The following is a 21,036-nucleotide window of genomic DNA, read 5'->3' as shown; positions in this document are numbered from 1 at the left end:
GTCTTTTTTCGCTTATGTGCATCCTCGTGTAGTGAGTCCTATATTAAATTCCACCAACGGCTTTACTTCGTTGCTGATGCTCGAACCCGATCTGTTTATACAACATTTCAGCCTCTTTAAGCAGCAAAGGATCTCCAGAGCGTACTGCGAGTAGCAACATCTTATCCGCATGTCGATTGAGCATTTCGTGAGCTTCACTATGCTGGCCTTTACTTCGTAGTGCCTCTGCTTCTTCAACCGTTTCAGCCGTCTTCAACAATTCCAGATGCTTCTCAACATAAAAGCAGCAAGTATCGCTCAGAATGCGTGTATGATGCGCGTACTCCAGCTCAAGTACCTTCACGGGAAGTTCACGAACACGCTCTACGGTTGGTTTTTTATACTTCCACTGTAGGGATAGTGCTTCATATTTACCTGCTACAGAACTAGAAGTAGTGAACTCCAATCCTATGAATTTGCGTTGTCCTGTTTTTATTTTTCCAAGCTTAAGCAAGAGTGAATTTCCTTCTCCAGCCTCCGTTTCACATCCATAACAGCGCTTAAAGGTTACATGTGGCTCAAGCCAAACTCGTAGTTCAATATCACGTGCAACCACTTTGTGGCTGCTTGGTCGGCTATTTTCTGTAGGCAAATTTCCTTTCCATTCGACAAGTAAAACAACATCGCGATTTCCACCTGCAAAAATACGATCTTGACCCCACGTAAATATAGGAGTAATACTTTCCATCATATTTTCCACCTCTTTCTTTTTTTGGGTCTTCTATTAATGTACCAATAATGGCGGACAACTCCATGTCATGGAATGTATGTTCGGTTCTATATTATCGACAAAAAAAGAGCCATTCTACATACGAAGTAGACTGACTCTCGCAAAAACAGCCCCTTTTGTCTGTTTATGACGAAAATTTTATGTTTTTAACTTTAACGACTCTGAAGCTTAGGCTGCACTCGCTCCCGCTTAAAAAATAGTCCCAGCGCCCATTTGGCGCAAAGCAGAGAAAATATAAAAAATAGGACTGCCCAAAATATGGCCGGCACCGATGTCATCCTTGCCAGGTTACTGGCATCTCCCGCACGGGATGGGGATACAACGGCCGCATATACGAGAAATAAACTTCCCATTACAGACTCTTCCAAGGTCAAAAAAGCTAATAACAAATAATAATATTTGCTGGCCTTTTTCCACACCACCAGCATTAAAACATTCAGCGCAATAAACCCGCCTAACCACATCATTCCGAAGCTTCCCCGCACGTACATTACCAGCATAATCAATGCTACTGTAGTAGCTAAGATAAGTCCCCAATCATGCCGTCCTTTACTGTAGAGATAGAAGAGCAGCAATGCGAATAAGGAAGCCAGCACATACCCGGATAGCGACACCAGTATCGCTCTGCCTCCATCTTGAATGGCTGAATAGGTGACCCCACTATGATTTGCGTATAGTTCAATCCGCAGCACACTGCCAGACAGCAGTAAAGTCACCAGCGCATGACCAAATTCATGAATCATCGTGTCCAAATTCCGAAACAAAGATGAGAATGGAATCAACCTCGTTAAAAAAGCAGATCCGACCAAAAATAACATTGTCTTAAGCCATTTATTCATTCCGCAGCAGCCCCTTTCCGTCCAAAGTATACGATAAATAGTCCCTCTTCTCAATCATGTTGAGCACAGCCAAATCGTTCCTTACAAGGAAGTGTAACCTCACTTCAAACAGGCAAATATTACTGACCCAAGAAGCCCTATTCACGTTTAGCGTACGCTGTCAGAAGCTGTCAAGCTGTGTTAAAATAAAAGAAATAAAAGCCTAAATTGGGTGGTGATTATATAGATGAAACAACGTAAATACCGTAAATATCTACAGCTGTTTTGTTCGCTCCTGCTTCTGCTGACCCTTTCCATATCTCTTCCGGCCCCAGTAGCACAAGCCAATATATTCAGTGATATCTATAATGGATTCAAAAGCTTCTCTGAGCTTCCAAATGAAGTCAATGAATTGAAAGAAGGATTTCAGCAGACAGCTGAAGAGCTACAACAGGCGAAAGATAAGCTTACGAATACCATGCAGGAAATGGAGGCCTACCGGACACAGAACGAAGCCCTGCAGGAGCAGAATCGCCAACTAACGCAGATGGTTGATGAGTTGCAAAATGACCGGACGGCACGCGAAGAATATTATCATAAAATCAAAGTGACTATTTTTACGGGGATTGGTCTAATTCTGGGGTATTTTATACTCATCCGTATTGTTCGTTTCAGCATGCTTCACCGTTCTAGAAAAGGAGACCGCCTGCGCTAATCTTGAACATTCAGTAAAGATCACGTCTACAGCATGAGGGAGATGAAATATGAACATCGATGTCCAAGATGAAAGCGACAGCGGGAGCGGACAAGCCGTAGCCTTCACCCTTGGGGAGAAGGAAGAGGTTCATGTGCTGCACCCACAACAAATTATCGCTTATCAAGGGCCTGCCACTGGACGGGCAGACAGATTTATGGATGTAAAGGGCATCTATCGCAAGCGAAAATTGATTCGTTCGGATATGTCTGGCCCTTGCCATTTTGTCGCCGCCCTTCCACCAGGTTATCGGGTAAAGATTCTGCAGCTTGATGGAAAGAGCGATTTATTGTACGACTTTAAACATCTCTTCTTCTACAGCAAGGGAGTTACGATGGATACACGAGTGCTGAGTATGAAGAATGTGCTCGTTACACGAGATATTGTGAAAGTGAAATTTACGGGTAACGGCATCATTGGCATATTAACCGAAGGTACGGTATGTGAAGCTGAGCTTCATCCTTACAATCCGCTCTATGTGGATGCTGGCAGCATTATTGCCTATCCTGAAAATGCAAAGCTGGAGCTTACGGTTTACGGCAACCATTTAGCTAGCCAGCATATGAGTTATCATTGGAAGATGACGGGCCACGGCCCTGTGTTGTTTCAGGCCGGACGCCAGAATCGCCGATTTGAAAGAGATAATAACGATGATGGAATTATTAAACGATTTCTGCGCGAAGCCGTGCCATTTGGTGGAGTATTTATTAAATAGAATGCTTCAAAAAAAGAGCGCCATGCGTTAACCATACGCAGGCGCTCTTTGTGTATTCTATCCCTATAAAGATGTTGTCTTAGCCAATAAAGGCATTCAGCATCCAAGCATGTTTCTCAATGCTGCTTCTGATGCCAATCAGCAGATCCGCAGTTGGTTGATCGCTCAACTCTTCAGCAGTAGCAATTGCATCTTGCAGTTCTTTAGCAACAGTCTTAAAGTCTCTCACGAGCTCAAGTACCATACCTTTAGCATCTTCGCCGCCGCGGGCTTCTTGTAAGTCGGACAATTCAAGATATTGCTTCATTGTGGAGGCTGGTTGTCCACCAATAGAAAGCAAACGCTCAGCCAAATCATCTGCATAACCCGCAGCTTCATTGTATAGCTCTTCAAACTTCTCATGCAGTGTGAAGAATTGAGATCCGCTAACATACCAGTGATAATGATGAAGCTTTACCCCGAGCAGGAACCAGTTCGCAGTTTGGCGGTTCAAAGCAGCTTGCAGTTCAGTGTGGTTCTTTAATTGTGTTGTCATTAATAAAACCTCCTATGGTTCATATATTAAAATTGTATTTAGACTCGTTCTAAATCTATATACAATTTAACACACTCTTTCGTGTTTTGCAACTATTCTGGAGATTATATGTTGTGCCGATTCTAGCACAGCTTATGTTATGAAGCCTATTATGTGTGTCACACTTTGGTAAAAGAGTCTCTTCTCTAGATTAAAGAAACATCCTCCTCCGCGGTCTTTCCTTTCCTGCTGCGGAAGAAAGCCCTCATCTCATCACGCTTACTCTTTGGACTTAGGACATACACAGTATCCCCAGGCTCAATAACAGTACTGCCATGCGGAGTGACAATCTTTTTATTGCGGATAATTGCCGTAAATAAGATATCATCTGGCAGACCTATTTCTGAAATCTTCTGTCCAGCAATCGGCATATAAGGGTTAATTCCAATATGGTTAAACTCCGAGTCTGTCTTGCCAAGAGCAACCAGCTCCATCAGGGAAGGCTGATCTGAATCTTCTTGCCCCACAAGCTTCAATCGGGATGCTAGCGGGGAAATACTAGTTCCCTGAATCACCGCCGAGGTCAGTACGACAAAGAATACAACATTAAAGAATAGTCGTCCGTGAGGCAGATCAGCCAGCAGCGGATAAGTCGCTAACACAATCGGAACGGCTCCACGAAGACCGGCCCAAGAAATCAAGGTCTTCTCGCGGATCGTAAATTTGGAAAAGTGCAGGCTTATAAATACACCGATTGGTCTAGCTACAACCATCAGAATGACGGATAACAAGATACCTTGCCATGCCACTTCCGCCAACTCCTGTGGAAATACTAACAAACCAAGCAGTATGAACATAAATATTTGCATCATCCAAGCAAAGCCATGACTAAAATTCATAATGGTACGGTGATACATTAGCTCGGAATTCCCAAGCGTAAGGCCCATAACATAAACAGCCAGCAGACCGCTGCTATGTACCCATGCTGATAAACCATAGGTCAGAACAGCAAAGCCAATCGCCATTACTGGATAAAGACCTGTAGAATCCAGGTTAATTCGATTGATACAGAAAACTGCGATCTTCCCCAGTACAAAACCCAGTACTAAGCCAATGCCCATCTCCCATATAAAAGACAACAGCAGCCCCCATATCGCCATATCCGGATGCTGTATCCATTCGATTAGCGAGACTGTCAAGAATACCGCCATTGGATCGTTGCTTCCTGATTCTGCTTCTAACGTCGAGGTCAGACGTTTATCAATGTTTTTACCGCCGAGTACCGAGAAGACTGCAGCCGCATCTGTCGATCCAACGATCGCTCCAAACAGAAAGCTTTCTGGCCATGACACATCAAGGATCAGTTTAGCGAATACCCCAACAATGGCTGTCGTCATGATTACCCCTACCGTTGATAAGGATAATGCCGGCCGAATAACAGGTTTAATATCCTTAATATTCGTCTGCATGCCACCTTCGAATAATATGACAACCAATGCGAAGATCCCGGCCATTTGCGTTAAGGAAGCATTGTTAAAAAAAACAAATTGGCTTAGCACCATCCCCGCAGCAAGAAACAGCACTAAAGCTGGCATTCCAAATTTAGTGGAGAACTTGGTGGAAAATACGCCTACAAGCAGGAGTGCTGCCAGTAATAATATAATATTATCTGCAAGTTGGGACACCGATTATTCACTTCCCTTTTTATTTATGTACCTTATTACCCTTTTCGATATCCTTTTGAGACATTGAATAATATAAACAAGATTGGAGATTTCATTCCCCGGGCCTTATACTTTATGTAAATGCTTTCTCCCCATCGTGTGTACATATAGGAGGTTGAATGTTATGCAATTGAGATTAATTAAACCTGCGGAGCTAGACCAAGCGGCTCTGCTCGCAGATTCTGTCTTTCGTGAACCGGGTGCCACTTCAATGAAAGAACTGTTTCCACTTATTTTCCGCCCTGGACTCAGCCATTCCTACGCGGCTATTGCCGATGACGGAACGGTTGCTGCTTTCATGGGGCTCGTTCCCTCCACGATCAAGACTGGAGATGCTTTCCTGAATGTATTCTCCATAGGTGCTGTCTGCACCGATCCCGCTTTTCGGGGCCAAGGACTGGCGGGCCAACTTCTACAGCTATGCCAGAGTCATGCTGCCGAGGCCGAGGCATCGCTGATTTTTGTCTCGGGTGATCGTTCGCTATACACCCGAGCGGGGTGCGTACCGTTCGGAGGTACGCAATTTGCCGAGCTGAACACATGCTCAGCTCAGGCACTTGCAGCCGCAGCAGGGGAAGAATGGACGCTGCGGCCTATGCAGCCGGGCGACTTCTTCGCCGTCAACCGGCTGCTGAATGAACGCGAAGCCGGACAGGTGTACAGTCCGGGTGAGCTGGCGCTGCTGCTGGGTGCCGAGGCTTACGCAGGTGTGCTGGGCTTAGCCCAGCGCACACTCGTAGCCGTCCGGGACGGCAGCATTGAGGGGTTCGCCGCGGTGGCTGTGCCCGCGGCGGCGGAAGTGCCAGCGCCGAGCGCGGCGACGGCGGTGGAATGGGCCGGCCAGCCGAGCGCGGTCGCGGCGTTGCTGGCCAAGGCAGCTTTGTGCGGCGGCGTGGGCACGCTGCAAGTGCCTGTGCCGTGGCAGGAGCGCAGCCTGCTCGCGCTCCTGCGGGATGCCGGCGCCAGCTTAAGCGCCGGCGCGAACAGCGGAACGGTCTGCATCGCAGACCGGGCAGCGCTTTTGCGGCAGACCGAAGGCTGCCGCAAGGGCCTCGACTTGTCGTCCGTGCAGGACGACAAGGAGCTGATCTCGCTGCTCTTTGATCCAGCGAGCCCGCTTCACACCTCTGATTCCTCGGGGGAATCAGAGACAATTCCTTTGCCGTATATGTCTGGACTTCGTTTCATTTAACGGATTTAAACAAGAATAAACGGAAGCCGTCCTATTAAGGACGGCTTCCGTTTCTGCGAGAAAGAGAAAGATAATATATGCCGTGGAACATATACATTCTGATCTATGAGCAAAATCACCATCGCGGGTGAATAAGCCTCTGTTAACTTATCATTGGAGTGTACGAGGCAATCATTGTTGTACATTTTGCAAAATTTCATATCCAAAACTCCCCCACCTTCTGCACTCAGTCTAAGAAATTGTGATGGGGCGTTGGGGAGGGAGTTTTATGGGGAAAAACTCCCTCTATTTAGGATAATTTCCTCACAATTGCCCAGTTATGCGGAATTTCTCCCTATAATACGAAGGATTTTCTAAAAGACGGCGATATCCGCTGGAATACAGGGAGAAATTCCCTATATTCCACCTGTTTAACCCTAAAACACAAAATTTATAGGGAAGAATTCCCTATTCAATTGTAGATCTATCTCACAGTTATTTAGTAGCGCTACAAACGATTATATAAATTCAAATGATACCCTTATTCTCTGGAATACACCTGCAGCTCTTGAATGGACCAATAATTCCCGCCGGAACCGGTCTGTACAATTTTGATATACCTCGTCTTTACTTTAGAAAAGGATATCTTAGTAAGCTCTTTCGTACCTTTTCCAGACGTGAGTTTGTTCCAGTTTTGAGCATCGTCAGAAATATAAACTACATAGTCTCTTGGATAATCAAAAGGTGATAACGTACTGTCCAGATCTATACTTTCAATTTCATGTACTCCACTCAGATCAATCTGAAAATACTCTCCAGAAGCCTGATGTTTCCCCGTATCCCAGCGAGTGCGCCGATCCCCATCGATGGCCAGACTCGGAGCTGATGCTGCCGTATTCACATTTGAGGATACCTTCCACTTTGTCCGATCCAGAGGAACCAGTCCGGTGGCTGTAATCTGAACTTTATCGGACAGTAAATTAGAGCCGGATACCCTTACCGCGTAGGTATATAACGTCCCTTCACGTAAATTATGATCCGTGTATTCTGTAAGCTTCACATCAGTAGCGATCACTTTCATTTCCCCACCGCTACCTTCAGCGCAAAGCAGCTCATAGCTTGCTCCTGGTGCCTCCAACCAATTTAATTTTACAGCTAAACCTTTTGTTGCTTCGGCTTTGAATCCTTTAGGTGCCGACGGCTTTACTTCAGTGGAAGGCTGCAAAATATACTGCACAGCCTCTCCCGGAGCAAGTGTCTCCGTAAAGGTTAACGTGGGAGTAGCCTTTTTACCTGTTACATAACTTCTTGCTTTTTCATACGTATCCCCGTTTCCAAAACGTTCCCCTTCATACACCCCGTTTTTCGGCATAGTCACATTTACACTCACGGTCTGTGGAGTAGACTCAAAGTTAACAAAATTAACCAGCACCTTATTTGAGGTCGCTCCACTTCCCGCAAGAGGCTTCAATGTAGAAGTATCCACGGCCCGAACATATACCAGCTTGTCGGCTAACACATCTTTGTTTGCAACTTGGTAAGTTAATGGAGCGCCATGTGTAGCATAGGCAAGACTGAGCCTTCTCATGATGCTGACACGTGAATCCTCATTTTCTTTTGTATAATAAATCTCTGTGGTTGCCGGATCATGCTCTTCTAAATTAAACCCGTATTTGAATAAACTGAAATCCTTAAAAAAAGCAGCATGCTGCACAAACATATCCGCATAACCAATATGTGCACGCATGATCCGGTCGAATACAGCTGCTGTCCGCTCCGTTGCCCCGTATTGATAGGCATCCACATGACTGTCCGAGGTACCAAATTCAGTGGTCAGCATTTTTTTGCCTAGTCCATTGTCTGCGCCAGTGAAGGTCTTCAAATTCTCAGTAAAGCTTCCTCCATTACTAAAAATATAAGAGTCGCCGTAGGAATGTCCATTGGTCAAATCCGTAACCTTCTCCAGCTCCATACGTTGCTCTGGATCACGTTCCCAGCCATCCGGATCTCCACATTCCTTCCCAGTTCCCTTCTGATTACCACAGGAATCTTCACTGTAGCTCGGCCAATACGCCCAGCCCGGAGCAACAGTTTGTAAATGGGGCGCGATTTGCTTACCCTTTTTATTCAACCAGTCCGCAATCGCCAAGTTAACTGCCTTAGAACGATTGAATAACCCTGGCTCATTATCTACCTCATAATATTGAAAATAAGGGCTATATTGTTCAAAATAATCTGTCAGCTTTTTCTCCGCATCAGCAGGCAACGATCCATCTGCCTTAAGCTTAATATCACCAGTATGCAAATACAGAGCAACCGCCTGCATGTTGTAATCCTGCAATACCTTGTAATATTCCAGCATATCTGAGCAGGATCTCCCGACATCACTAGCACAGCTGGTACGCATCACATTGCCGCTATAAGCCATCCCTAGCCATTTGATAACATAAGGCAAGTGCGTAACCGCGCCTTCATCAAAGTAAAACTGCTTATTATTCACTACTGTTCCGGTCAGTGTATAGCTGCCATGAATAGGCTCGGAAATTGGAGCGTTAAGAGATTCTAAACGGAGATTATCCCAAGTCCACCAGGAATATTCGTCTTCTTTGTCACTGCAATATAAACATCGAACCGTTTGCAGCTTCAATTCGTTCGTTCCCAGCTTCAATTGCTCCTTGGGAATGTATAATTCATAGGATTTTTGAAAGCTATATTCACTTTCTGTGCCCGATACGCCCGCAATTTGAATGATCCCTGACAATTGATGATTGGAAAACACACTCATTTGTGGCACGGATTTATAAGCATCCAGAATTCCTACGCTAAATAAGACCCCATTCTCCGGGATCTTATTTAGCTGATAGGTGATCGTTAATTCCGGCTGGGTCTTTCCATTCAAGCCTGCAGGCAAGCTCTGAAGAGCCGATGATTTGAGCGCTGAAGAAGGAACATTAAATACCTTCTTACTGCCAGAAGTGCCACTCGCAGCGAACTCAGCTGTTGAGCCATCATGTTGTCCCAGATTCCAGATCACAGTACCATCCGGTATTTCTGCTGCAACATCACTTCCTGTAGCTAATCTTGGTATATTGGCACCTACCTTATAATCGTTCGTCTTATTCGTTCCGAAAACAGAGACAGACAACAGAAACAAGACGGTTAATGCGGTGAATTTCAGTAATAACAGTAATGGTTTGTTTGCAGTTATCCTATTTTTTCTATTAGATATTCTCCTCGTTATTCCCATCCATAGGTCCTCTCTTTCTTCCGGAATGTCTAGCCCTATCATTTCATTAGATTAAGGAAGGAACAATGCCCCTTGTGGAATCACCTGCTGCTTCTGGCTGGAACTCTCCCACAGCAAGCGAAGATTAGCATCTCCTTCATTCTCATAATATTCAATTTGGATATCATAAAGTGTTCCGGCTGTGAGCGGGATACTTCCTTTATGAAGGGTTGCACTTTGATTTTTCCAATTATCGATGATCAGCTTTCCGTCAATCCAGACACGGACTCCATCATCAGAGGATGCCGAAATCGTATATTTTTCACTGAATTTGGGTTTGAGCTTCCCTTTCCAGCGAACAGAAAAATGATCTTCATCTATCTCCTGTGCAGGTGACCCGCCATGCCAATTAAAATCAATCTTACGATCATCGCGGATAAGTACCGCTTCTCCCTCTAAATCAGTATTGTTATAGTATTCTCCAGTTAAACCCGCTAGGGTTACCGGGATTACCGGTGCTATCGAAGGGCCTCCTGTTGTGAGAACGTAATCCTCTCTCGATACTATAAACGAGTCATTCATAAAGCTTTTAATTGACTGTAGCGTATTATTTTCTGTTAGTAATTTTCCCCAAGTCATCATATAGACCCATTTATTTTGTTTCTCAGTTAATACATCCGGGTTCGGCAGCTGTCCACTCTCCCCGATTCCGATAGGTTTACCTTCGCCCAGTGTGAGCAGATCCTCATAGTAGGACTGCTTATAATCGTTATTGTAGATATCCGCAGCCAGAACATCGACTTTATCCGAAGCGGGGTAATATGCAGCATAAGGATCTGCCCATTCATTCGGCGCATTTGGATTCCACACCCACAGTAGATTATTTAGCTTGTGTGTGTTTACAAAACGATCATAGACAATATTCCAAAGCGCTGAAAAATTGTCCTTTTTCCCCCACCAAAACCAACCGCCGTTCATTTCATGGTATGGTCGCCATAAGACTGGAACTCCGGCATCACGCAGTTGTCCCAAATAGCCCGCGATCTCGTCTAGATCAGAGATTAGACTCTTATACTGAGCCGTCCCAGGCGTAACATAAGCATTAAACTTCTCTTGACTGAGACTTCTGTTTACATTGGACCATTCCGGAGAAGTCCCCGGCAAACTCTGATGGAATGTCATGGCTACAATGCCACCCTCTTGATGCCACTCAATTGCACTGTCTAAAACAGCTTGTCGCTGTTCTGCGATCGTCCCTTTGGGTTGATTATTAATTGCCCCCAATTCATAACCATGTAGAACGGCATTTTGTCCCGATGTATTCTTCAGCTTATGAACCAGTTCATCTGGACTTTCTAGATAATCATGCTGGCCAGACAGGATTCCTTTGCCACGTAGATTCACCAAATTACTCAGCAGTTGCTTGGCTTCTTCAGAAGCTGATGGATTGCTTGGTATAGCCGGAGGAAGAGAGGAAGAAACACTCATAGCCTTCGGAAGACTCTTAACCTCTCCCCAAGGCAGCAAGGAAAAAATAATAAACACCGGTAATATAGTAAACAACAATCTGTTTTGCTTATAATATTTACGCAAATAAATCCTCCTTTCGGTAGCTGTACTGCCTCCACAGGTGCTAAATAAACATACCTGTTATCGGACAATCGTCTTCTGACCTAATGAGGACTATAGCTTAGTAGCTCTGCAACAATAACGCAGAGCCACTAAGGATCGACCTTTAATTTTCATCAATCAGGAGACATCCGGAAGAAAAAGGGCACTTGCTGGAACTGTCTCTTTAGCTTGACTAGCACTTTCCCACATCAAGCGGACTCTCGCATCGCCTTCATTCTCGTAATACTCCACCTTGATATCGTATAGCTGGCCAGCCTTCAGCGTTATATTCCCCTTACGCTCAGTACCACTTTGCTTAGTCCAACTATCAATCACGGATTGCCCATTCACCCACACTCGGATGCCATCATCTGAGGTAGTGTAAAATGTATATTGCTCATCATATAATGGCTTAATTTTACCGCTCCAACGTATGGAGAAACGATCAATCCCGAGGGTGGCATCCGGCGATCCTTGCCGCCAATTGAAATCGATAATTGCATCAGTTCTAGTAAGAGCTGCTGCTCCCGACAGCTGGATGTTGTTATAATATTCACCTGCAAGCCCCTTCGCAAGAGGAATTGCTGCCTCACCCTCTTCTTCGGGAGGTGCCGGCACTGGTGCTGCGCTAGGCGTGGGTGCCAAGCTATCATTTAATTTATCTCTAGTCAGGGTATAGTTGCTATTCATAAATGTTTTGATTGTATCTGTACTGTTATTCTCGTAAAGCATTTTTCCCCAGCTCATCATATACGTCCATTTACTTTGTGTTTGCTGAAGCTTCTCCAGATTTGGCATTTCACCATTCTCCCCGATCGCAATCGGTTTGCCAGCGGCTAGAGTCAACAAGCTGTCATAGTATTTTTGCTGGTAATCATTTTCGTATATATCTGCTGCCAGAATATCTACTTTATCTGCTCCTGGATAAGTTAACGCATAAGGATCTGACCAAACATTCGGAGCATTCGGACTCCATACCCATAACAAATTATTTAATTTATGAACGTTAACAAAACGGTCATACATAATATTCCAAAGTTTAGAAAAGTTATTTTTCTTCCCCCACCAGAACCAGTTTCCGTTCATTTCATGATAGGGTCTCCAAAGCACCGGAACATTGGCATCGCGCAAGCTTTTTAAAGAGACTGCCACCTTATCAAGTTCAGCGATCAGACTGTTATATTGCTTGGTACCCGGTGTAACGTAACTATTGAACTCATTCTGACTAAGTGTTTTTTTCACATTATCCCAGTCATAAGAGGTGCCCGGCAGGTTAGCATGAAAAGTCATAGCTACAATCCCGCCCGCTTTATTCCAGTTGATGGCGCTGTTCACCACATTTTGACGCTGCCAGGCCATCGTTCCGTCTGACTGACCGCTGATCGCGCCCAGTTCATAACCATGAAGAGCCGCATATTGTCCGCTGGTTCCCTTCAGCATATTGTTAATTTCATCTGGACTTTCTAAATAGTCGTGTTGGCCAGCAATAATACCTTTTCCTGAAATTGAGTAAAAATAGTTAAGCAGCTTTACGGCTTCAGGTGAGGCTCCTGGGGTAACTGGCGTTCCAGAATTTGAAGCAGCTATGACAACAGACGGCGAAATTCCAACAGTAAGCGGAAGTGCAGTCAGAAACAAGACGAGTGACAGAAATGCGCCAAATAATCGATACGTACGGTAAGCTTTCAAAATAATCTCCCTTTCGGTAGCCAGGCTGCCACTCTTTCGAAGGCCCTATAGCTTTGCGTCCCTACCTTTCGATAGGTTTGCCTTTTCAATTTAAGAGAAATAATCTCTCTTACCGTAAGTATCGACGACAATTAATGATATATTTAGTGTTTTTATGACTTTTTTTGATAATTGAGTCAATTTACCTGTTTCAAGAAATTTTGGATTGGTTAAATAGATAGGTTAGACCTATGAAATGAATTGTTGTAGTTCTATATCATTCCAGTCTAAAGTAATACGAATGTTATCTTCTTCTACTAATTCAGAACCCGTCTGTACCTCTATAAACTCGACATCCGTCAAAGCAAGGATCGCGTGTTTCGTTCCTTCCGGTATACGTACCACGTCCCCAGCCTTCACATTATGTTTTTTCTCATTCAGCACAATACTTGCTTCTCCGCTGACGATTGTCCATATTTCACTACGCTTGCGATGTAATTGATAGCTGATATTATTCCCCTCAGATATAAAAATCCGTTTGGTCAGCACTTCATTGCCTTCATCATATTTCACATAATCAATAACTTTGTAATGACCCCAGCGGCGTTCCTCGTACATCGGTCTTTGTTCAAAGGTCTTCAGCACTTCTTTAATCCGTGGGCTCTCAGCTTTATGGGTAACTAGAATCCCATCCGGGCTAGCCGCAATGATCAGATCCTTCGCACCAATTACCGTAATCGGAATATCCAGCTCATTAATCAAGCAAGTCCCCTCAGAATCCGCCGTTACAAAACCTTTTCCTACATGCTTGCTGCTCATTTCCTCTGTCAGCGTATTCCACGTTCCAAGATCCTTCCAGAATCCATCATACGGCTGTACTACAATATGTTCTTCTTTCTCCACCACTTCATAATCAAAGCTGATGGAAGACAATAGCTTATACTGCTTCTGCAATTCTTCATATCCTAAAGGCAACCCTTTACGCTGCAAAATATCTAACAAGTACCCTAAGCGGAAGGCAAACACTCCACAATTCCACAATGCATTTTGCTCGATGAGCTGTTCTGCTTGTATACGGTCTGGTTTCTCTTGAAAGTGACTCACCTTCATAAAACCATTTCCCCCCGCCTCTTCGGTGGTAGGAATAATATATCCGTATTTCTCTGAGGCATGTTCAGGAACAACACCCATTAGTGCCAGATTTGCTCCACTTTCCAGCATGATCCCCTCAAGCATAGCTATGGTATCGAAAAAGGATGCTTCTACATAAGGGTCAACAGGCAATATTGCTACCGTCTCTGCTGGAGAAACACCTGCCACTGAATAAAGATAGGTAGCTGTTAAGGCGATAGCCGGAAAAGTATCCCGACGCTCCGGTTCAACGATAATTGGCACATGACTTCCCAGTTGGCTTTGTATCATTTCTACTTGGCCGCGGCCGGTGGCCAGATAAGATGATTCTGCCATCCCCGCTTCCTCCAGCTGTCTCCAGACACGTTGTACCATGGATTCTGGTTCACCTTGAGGGCTTTCAAGTACCTTTAGAAATTGCTTTGAACGTGAGTCGTTGGACAACGGCCATAACCGTTTACCTGAACCGCCTGATAGAAGTACCATTTTCATAGAATGAACCCTCCTTGAATTATGGAAATCGAGCATATTTGAATTGTTTTCAAAACGTCAGCTTCCACTTAGCCTTATTTCGAGCAGATGCACTAAAAAAATTTGTTAGGTAGAAACCACTCCAAGGGATTTTGGACTTCCTATCGCTGTTATCCTCAGATTTCCTTATTGAACCGCTTCTAGCGGTAGAAATCCGAGGATAGCATATGCTTTCGAAGCTAGCTTTCCTACGGAAATCTTTCGGGCGAACACTCCGTTTCTACAGTTCCAAATTCCCTTTCCGTTCTTAACCTAACCAACTTCTTCTTAATACTTGATCCGTGCGCACCGGGCTGTACCAGCCGGAAGCAAGCACGTTTTTCAAAAGATTTGCTTCTGCTCCGGGGGAGGCAGCTGCAACTGCAAGAACAACTGCAAGAACAACTGCAACTACAAGAGCAAGACTAGTTGCCACCACAGAGACAGAGACAATGACAATGGCAATGACAACTACAAATGCTACTGCTACTGCGGTATATAATCAGAGTACCTAACTTTATAAATTGCTTAGAACCTTAAAATAAGGGAACGAAGTGGCGGAAGAGAATTTTGGAACTGGAGCAGCGATAGCGTCCGCCTTTGTCTGCGGATTTCTACCGCTATTAGCGGTTAGAATCAGGAAATCTGCAGACAACAGCGGCTGGAAGTCCAAACATTCACCGCAGTTGCGACTGACACTTAACACAAAAATCTCAAGTTCAATATATATAGATTAAACCGCTCCAGCCACACTAGCAGAATAACCACTCAATCCACCCATCTGCGGGCGACCGACAGAATGATAAACGAGGCCGGTACCCTCGATTTGCTCCTTGGAATACACATTGCGTCCATCGATCAGCACCCCATTGCGCATGCTTTTCGCCAGCTGATGCAGATCAACCTCCTTGAGTAGGCTCCAATCAGTCAGGAGGCATACGGCATCGCTGCCCTCAGCCGCTTCCTCTGGCAGATTGCACCAGCGAAGCTGCGGATGATCATATTGCTGCCTGAAATTTGTAGCTGCGATTGGATCATATAGTTTGACCGTTGCTCCTTCAGCCACCAGTGCCTCAACAATCTCTCTGGCGGGAGCTTCGCGGACATCATCAGTGTTCGGCTTAAAAGCAAGCCCCCATATCCCAATCGTCGAACCGCGAAGGCTGCCAAGTGATTCATGCAGCTTGGAGATGATCATAAACCGTTGTCCCTTGTTCACTTCTACTACAGATTTCAATAATTTGAATTCGTAATCGACGTTGCCCGCAATTTGAATGAGCGCATTAGTGTCTTTCGGGAAACAGGAGCCTCCATAACCGATACCAGCCTGCAGGAAGGATGACCCGATTCTTTGGTCCATACCCATTCCTTGTGCTACCTCGGTTACATCAGCTCCCACTTTTTCACAAATATTGGCGATCTCATTAATAAAGGAGATCTTCGTGGCCAAAAATGCATTCGAAGCATATTTGATCATTTCAGCACTGCGTATATCTGTTACAAATACATTTTCTGTGAAACCCTTATGAAGCTCGCGCATGGTTGGTTCCAACTCTGGATTATCAAGACCAATGACAATTCTGTCGGGATGGAGGGTATCGCGAATCGCTGACCCTTCACGTAAAAACTCGGGAGCAGACACGATATCAAAAGAATGATGGGTAAACTTAGAGAGCATTTTGGAGATTTTCTCATTTGTCCCTACAGGAACTGTAGATTTAGTCATTATAATCTTGTGCCCTTCCATCGCTTTAGCGATTTCAGCAGCTGCACCCTCAATGTAGGTTAAGTCAGCTTCACCGTTAGGCAATGATGGCGTACCTACAGCAAGAATGATAATATCTGAATGGCGCACCGACGCTTGAAGATCTGCAGAAAAAGATAACCGTTCCTCACGAAGATTCAGTTCAATCAGTTCCTCGATTCCCGGCTCATAGATGGGCGATTCCATCTGTTTCAGCTTCTTAATCTTTTCCTCGTCCTTATCCACACAGATGACATGATGTCCGCCCAGTGCAAAGCACACGCCAGATACAAGACCCACATACCCAGTACCGATTACTGTCAGCTTCATATAATCATCCTCCTTTTAGAAAATTGACATACGCCTGCTCAACATACTGCTTGAACTTAACCATAAACGCCTGCTCATCGAATTTACGTGCATGCTCCATGATTTGATCGATATCCCAAGCGTAGGACTCTACCTCATAAATAGCCTTAAGCAGATCCTCCACTTCTTGATGCTGAAAGAACACACCATTTACATAAGGAATAATAGTATCCAGTGCCCCACCTGCTTGATAAGCAATTACCGGTCTTCCTGCAGCGTTCGCTTCCAGCGGTGTAATTCCAAAGTCCTCTTCTCCTGGAAAAATGAACGCTCTACACTGTGCCATCATTCCAGTCACTTGCTCATCTTCTAGCCGGCCCAGAAACGATACATTATCCTTAGCCATGCCTTCGAGACGCTTGCGATCTGGTCCATCCCCTACGATATAAAGCTTAAGTCCGTTACGGTTAAAAGCCTCTACTGCCAGATCAATCCGCTTGTAGGAAACAAGCCGGGAGACAATTAAATAATAGTCACCAATGGTTGAAGAGCTTGTAAACCGGGCTGTATTAATCGGTGGAAATATGACATCTGCATCCCGGTGATAATAATTCTGAATCCTCGTCTTCACTACTGATGAATTGGCTACGAACTGATTCACATTTTTGGAAGTTCGCTGGTCCCACGTTTTGAGCTGCTGCATGTATACCTTAAGCATTTTCTTGAACAGCCCGGAATTCGATTGACGTTCCATGTAGGTGTCATAATCCCATGCGAAGCGCATAGGCGTATGGCAGTAACAAAGATGAAACGTATGTTTAGGAACTTGAATACTTTTCATAAAAGCACTGCTGGAACTCAGGACGATATCGAAACCGCGAAAGTCCAAATCACGGATGGCCATTGGATAAAGTGGCAGCACCCCTTTAAAATTGGTCTTTACCCCCGGAATCTTTTGCAGCCAGGAGGCACGGATATCCGCATCTTTGAGATTGTCAGTAAGGCGGCTTCCGTTAAAAACCGTTGTGTAGATTGGAGCCTCGGGATACATGTGATGAAAGACTTCCACCACTCTTTCCGCGCCGCCCATTTGGATTAAGTAATCGTGCGCTATCGCAATTTTCATGTGAATCATCCTCAAAGTTTTATGGAGCATCATCTTCAGAATTACCGTGTCATATCATCTGTCAGGTGCCCGCCAACAAACCTTTATAGTAGTCAACGATGTCCTTGACCGTATTCTCGATAACAAAATGCTCTTTCACTCGTTTCATCCCATTGTCCGCCATCCGCCGTCTTTCCTCTGGGTGATCCAGCATCCATTTAATGGAGTCTGCTAGTATCGCCGCGTCACCAGGCTCTATCAGTAGCCCTGTCTCACCTTGAACTACAATTTCTACCGGCCCGCCTTCATTGGAGGCGATCACCGGCAATCCCGCTGCCATTCCTTCAACGATAACTTGGCCAAAAGGCTCAGGAGTTACCGAAGTGTGAATCAGTAAATCAGCAGTATTCATAAGGCCTTGAATATCATCCACATGCCCTAGCATGCTTACATTAGTAAGCTCGTCGTTTGTTATCTTTTGAAGCAATTCCTGCTTATAAGCCTCTTCTCCAAACAGAGCGTCTCCGGCCAGCCAGAACTTCACACGAGGTTCGTTCTTAAAGCTTTTTGCGGCTTCCAGCACAATATGCTGACCCTTCCAATGCGCCAATCGACCAACTAGCAATACGTTGAAATCCTTCTGGTCCCGCATACCGATCCCATTACCAATCGCTTTAGCGAATGCGGAGTATACGACCAGCGTTTTTTTCGATCGCGGCAGCTCCAAAGCATTCAGTGTAGAATGTGAATTCGCGATGACTCCATTGGGGAGCAGGCGTGACAGCAAACGAATGCCTTTGGCAACGATAGGTTTTAAATAAGGGGCCCCAATATGATCCCGGATGTGCCAAATCAATGGAACGCCCGCTATTTTTGCAGCGATGGCTCCGTATAATGCAGATTTCAGGGAATTGGTGTGCACGCAATCTACCTTCTCCGCTTTTAAGAGCGGCGCAAGCTTGCGGCCATAAGCCAATAGCTTGAAGGCTGCAGCAGGTGCTCCCAAGTTGACTGCATTTCTACCACGACTTCTGATGCTCTCATCCAGCGGAATAATACGGACATCCATCCCTTTTTCACGTAGCCGTTCAGCCAGGGCACCATCCTCAGCCAAGATTACCAGTGGATCGATCTGTTCTCCAATATGGGTAAGGATGTTAAACAGGGCAACTTCTCCACCACTCCATTTAGCAGTGTGATCTATATAAGCCACTCTTAGCATTACGTGGTCACCTCCTCTCCTAAGGCTTGTAGGAACACGGATTCTACTTGATCCGTAACATGCTCCCAGGTATATCTCTCCAGTACATGCTCTCTACATTCATCCCGGCTCGGAAGCAGTTTTCGATTGCTGAGCATATGGATCATCCCTTCAGCCATGTGGTCACTACTTGAACTCTTAAATAGCAACTCCGGCCGGAAGCCTTGCAAAATTTCCTTATTGCCGCCAATCGGTGTAGCCATCACTGGCAATCCTGAAGATAAAGCTTCAACGGTAATCAAACCAAAGCCCTCCAATGCCTGTGAGGGAACCACGAACATATCCGCTGCCTGATAATAAGAGGCTAGTTCATGATCAGGAATGTAGCCTAGCAGTCTTACCTTGTTGCTTAAGCCATAGTCGGCGATCTTTTCTTCCAGTTCCCCCCGCAACGGCCCTTTACCACCAATCAGCAGAATTGCATTTGGGAAACGCTCCGCAACTTGCTTCCAGGCTTCAAGCAGCTGGAGTAGTCCCATCCGATTGACCAACCGCCGGACAGTCAGCACGGTTGTTGCTCCCTCAGGTAAATTTAAGCTTCGGCGAATCGCCAATCGATTGGTAGCGGGAATAAAACGTTCCACATTAGCTGCTCCTGGAATCACTATAATTTTGTGTAGAGGCACTCCGTGCAGCTTATGGAGAATATCCCGGAACGTCTCACTAAGCACGATGAACTTATCCGCTAGTTTATAGGCTCTATGTTCAATGGATTTGGCGATGGTTGTTTTGACCCGGTGCTTAATGCCTTGACCTTCGATTTTCATTTCTTCATTCCATGGGCCATGAAAAGTCATCACTACAGGAATCCCGCGTTTCTTTGCTTCCAGGGCTGGACCAATACCATAAGGAGCAAAGTGAGTGTATAAAATATCTATACGGCCACTGCCCTCTCCCATCAGATCGGCCGCCTTACGCTGGAAAGCATCCTTACGTTTCCAGATCCCATCTTTTGGATCTCCGGCATTGTGAATAATCAATTCCTCAGGGGTAGCAGGCGTTTCTTGACTGCAAATCAGCGCATGTACCCGATTACGTGAGGAGAGTTGCTCGCAAACGGATTTGAAATACGTGTTAAGCCCACCCGGCTGTAGCGACGGCCAGCTAAGGCCAGTCGTCATAATGTTCAATCCGTCACTGTACGGCATAGCTTCTCTCTCCTTTATTCTCCTTCTCGGTCTGACTCGTCTTCGCATTGTGCTGAGTCAGCTTTCCCGACCTAATTAATTCGTAATGCTTGAAGCCGACCATGAATTCATACATGACCCAGAATACGGATACACCGAAACCTGACATTCCCTTCTTGAACAAACCGTGTAAGAAATACTTTTGCAGGAAACGGGCTGGCGGTCTTAACAGCAGATGACTGACCCGAAATCGTTTGCCCTTGGCATACGCACTTTCAGCTTCTAAGTCAGTATACTTATTGAAACGTGCCACATGATCGTTAATACTGCGGTAACCATAATGCCAGAGGGTTCCTGTCAAACGTATGGTTTGCTCTTCAGAGACCTCGGGCATCTCGTGCACCAAGCTGTTTCGAATTCCATACGCTTTGCGGTTGTAAAGGCGCACTAGATATTCGCCACGATCCAGCCATCTGCCCATAAAATCACCGACCCGGTAGATAGAATAGGCAATCGATTGATCCATAAGCCCCGGTTTCAGTTCAAGAATACTTTCGGCCAACTCGTCGCTGACCACTTCGTCAGTATCAATAAGGAAGACCCAATCATGAACCGCGCGTTCTACTCCGAACTCCCTCTGTTTCGCATATCCGGGCCATGGGTTGACGTATACACGACAATTCAAGCTTTCGGAAAGCTGAACTGTCCCGTCTTTGCTGCCTCCGTCAATCACAATCACCTCTTCGGCGAATAACCTGCAGGATTGTATGGCCTTAGATATTCGAACTTCGTCATCCTGAGCGATGATGACAGCCGATATTGGATAATTATTTTGGCCGCCTACCACGCTTTTTACTGAATCCATGAAGGTTTCCTCCT

General features: G+C 45.3%; 16 protein-coding genes and 1 riboswitch. Of the genes, 3 read left to right on the top strand and 13 right to left on the bottom strand.

Annotated features, from left to right (window positions below; translation table 11 throughout):
* Positions 1 to 43: 43 nt before the first annotated feature.
* Complete coding sequence (locus ACWNM1_RS02380) at positions 44 to 730, bottom strand: hypothetical protein (RefSeq protein ID WP_449599575.1); 687 nt, start codon at positions 728 to 730, stop codon at positions 44 to 46.
* Positions 731 to 921: 191 nt separating this feature from the next.
* Positions 922 to 1,608, bottom strand: a complete 687-nt coding sequence (locus tag ACWNM1_RS02375) for a M50 family metallopeptidase (protein WP_076283905.1) — start codon at positions 1,606 to 1,608, stop codon at positions 922 to 924.
* Between the two features lie 226 nt (positions 1,609 to 1,834).
* Here ACWNM1_RS02375 and ACWNM1_RS02370 point away from each other — a divergent pair, with 226 nt between their 5' ends.
* Positions 1,835 to 2,302: a hypothetical protein gene (locus ACWNM1_RS02370; protein WP_449599573.1), complete on the top strand. Its 468-nt coding sequence runs from the start codon at positions 1,835 to 1,837 to the stop codon at positions 2,300 to 2,302.
* 49 nt (positions 2,303 to 2,351) lie between these two features.
* Positions 2,352 to 3,056, top strand: coding sequence for an AIM24 family protein (locus ACWNM1_RS02365; protein WP_042185200.1), 705 nt, complete (start codon positions 2,352 to 2,354; stop codon positions 3,054 to 3,056).
* A 79-nt stretch (positions 3,057 to 3,135) separates the two neighbouring features.
* Here the strand turns inward: ACWNM1_RS02365 and ACWNM1_RS02360 are convergent, their stop codons facing one another.
* Both ACWNM1_RS02360 and ACWNM1_RS02355 read right to left on the bottom strand, forming a co-directional pair.
* Positions 3,136 to 3,591 carry a Dps family protein gene (locus ACWNM1_RS02360; protein WP_042185198.1) on the bottom strand — a complete coding sequence of 152 codons (456 nt, stop codon included), beginning with the start codon at positions 3,589 to 3,591 and terminating at the stop codon, positions 3,136 to 3,138.
* A gap of 185 nt (positions 3,592 to 3,776) precedes the next feature.
* Positions 3,777 to 5,255 (bottom strand): potassium/proton antiporter, encoded by a 1,479-nt coding sequence (locus tag ACWNM1_RS02355; RefSeq protein ID WP_341050060.1) that lies wholly within the window; start codon positions 5,253 to 5,255, stop codon positions 3,777 to 3,779.
* Between the two features lie 163 nt (positions 5,256 to 5,418).
* On the opposite strand from ACWNM1_RS02355, the gene ACWNM1_RS02350 reads away from it, so the two are divergent.
* Entirely contained in the window at positions 5,419 to 6,486 is a 1,068-nt protein-coding gene (locus tag ACWNM1_RS02350; RefSeq protein ID WP_449599570.1) for a GNAT family N-acetyltransferase, read from the top strand.
* 520 nt (positions 6,487 to 7,006) lie between these two features.
* Here the strand turns inward: ACWNM1_RS02350 and ACWNM1_RS02345 are convergent.
* The 9 genes from ACWNM1_RS02345 to ACWNM1_RS02305 form a co-directional block, all read right to left on the bottom strand.
* Positions 7,007 to 9,712 (bottom strand): discoidin domain-containing protein, encoded by a 2,706-nt coding sequence (locus tag ACWNM1_RS02345; RefSeq protein ID WP_449599568.1) that lies wholly within the window; start codon positions 9,710 to 9,712, stop codon positions 7,007 to 7,009.
* 51 nt (positions 9,713 to 9,763) lie between these two features.
* Positions 9,764 to 11,284: a glycosyl hydrolase gene (locus ACWNM1_RS02340; RefSeq protein WP_449599567.1), complete on the bottom strand. Its 1,521-nt coding sequence runs from the start codon at positions 11,282 to 11,284 to the stop codon at positions 9,764 to 9,766.
* A 156-nt stretch (positions 11,285 to 11,440) separates the two neighbouring features.
* A complete protein-coding gene (locus ACWNM1_RS02335) occupies positions 11,441 to 12,991 on the bottom strand; it encodes a glycosyl hydrolase (protein ID WP_449599565.1) in 1,551 nt (516 codons plus the stop codon).
* A gap of 12 nt (positions 12,992 to 13,003) precedes the next feature.
* Positions 13,004 to 13,083: riboswitch (cyclic di-GMP riboswitch) on the bottom strand.
* A gap of 136 nt (positions 13,084 to 13,219) precedes the next feature.
* On the bottom strand, positions 13,220 to 14,593 hold the full coding sequence (locus ACWNM1_RS02330; RefSeq protein WP_449599563.1) for a sugar phosphate nucleotidyltransferase: 1,374 nt from the start codon (positions 14,591 to 14,593) through the stop codon (positions 13,220 to 13,222).
* A gap of 751 nt (positions 14,594 to 15,344) precedes the next feature.
* Positions 15,345 to 16,685, bottom strand: a complete 1,341-nt coding sequence (locus tag ACWNM1_RS02325) for a UDP-glucose dehydrogenase family protein (protein WP_449599561.1) — start codon at positions 16,683 to 16,685, stop codon at positions 15,345 to 15,347.
* Positions 16,686 to 16,689: 4 nt separating this feature from the next.
* Positions 16,690 to 17,790, bottom strand: a complete 1,101-nt coding sequence (locus tag ACWNM1_RS02320; RefSeq protein WP_036676592.1) for a glycosyltransferase — start codon at positions 17,788 to 17,790, stop codon at positions 16,690 to 16,692.
* Between the two features lie 61 nt (positions 17,791 to 17,851).
* The gene (locus tag ACWNM1_RS02315; RefSeq protein WP_076283901.1) at positions 17,852 to 18,991 is read right to left on the bottom strand and encodes a glycosyltransferase family 4 protein; all 1,140 of its coding nucleotides are present in this window, start codon (positions 18,989 to 18,991) and stop codon (positions 17,852 to 17,854) included.
* On the bottom strand, positions 18,991 to 20,178 hold the full coding sequence (locus ACWNM1_RS02310; protein ID WP_042185181.1) for a glycosyltransferase family 4 protein: 1,188 nt from the start codon (positions 20,176 to 20,178) through the stop codon (positions 18,991 to 18,993). Before ACWNM1_RS02310 ends, ACWNM1_RS02315 begins: the two co-directional genes overlap by 1 nt.
* Positions 20,165 to 21,022 (bottom strand): glycosyltransferase family 2 protein, encoded by an 858-nt coding sequence (locus ACWNM1_RS02305; protein WP_449599557.1) that lies wholly within the window; start codon positions 21,020 to 21,022, stop codon positions 20,165 to 20,167. The genes ACWNM1_RS02310 and ACWNM1_RS02305 overlap by 14 nt, the downstream gene beginning before the upstream one ends.
* Positions 21,023 to 21,036 lie beyond the last annotated feature (14 nt).

It is taken from the genome of Paenibacillus sp. Marseille-Q9583 (assembly GCF_976954365.1).
Note: the sequence above shows the minus strand (reverse complement) of the source record. Positions and strands in the feature narration are given on the sequence as shown.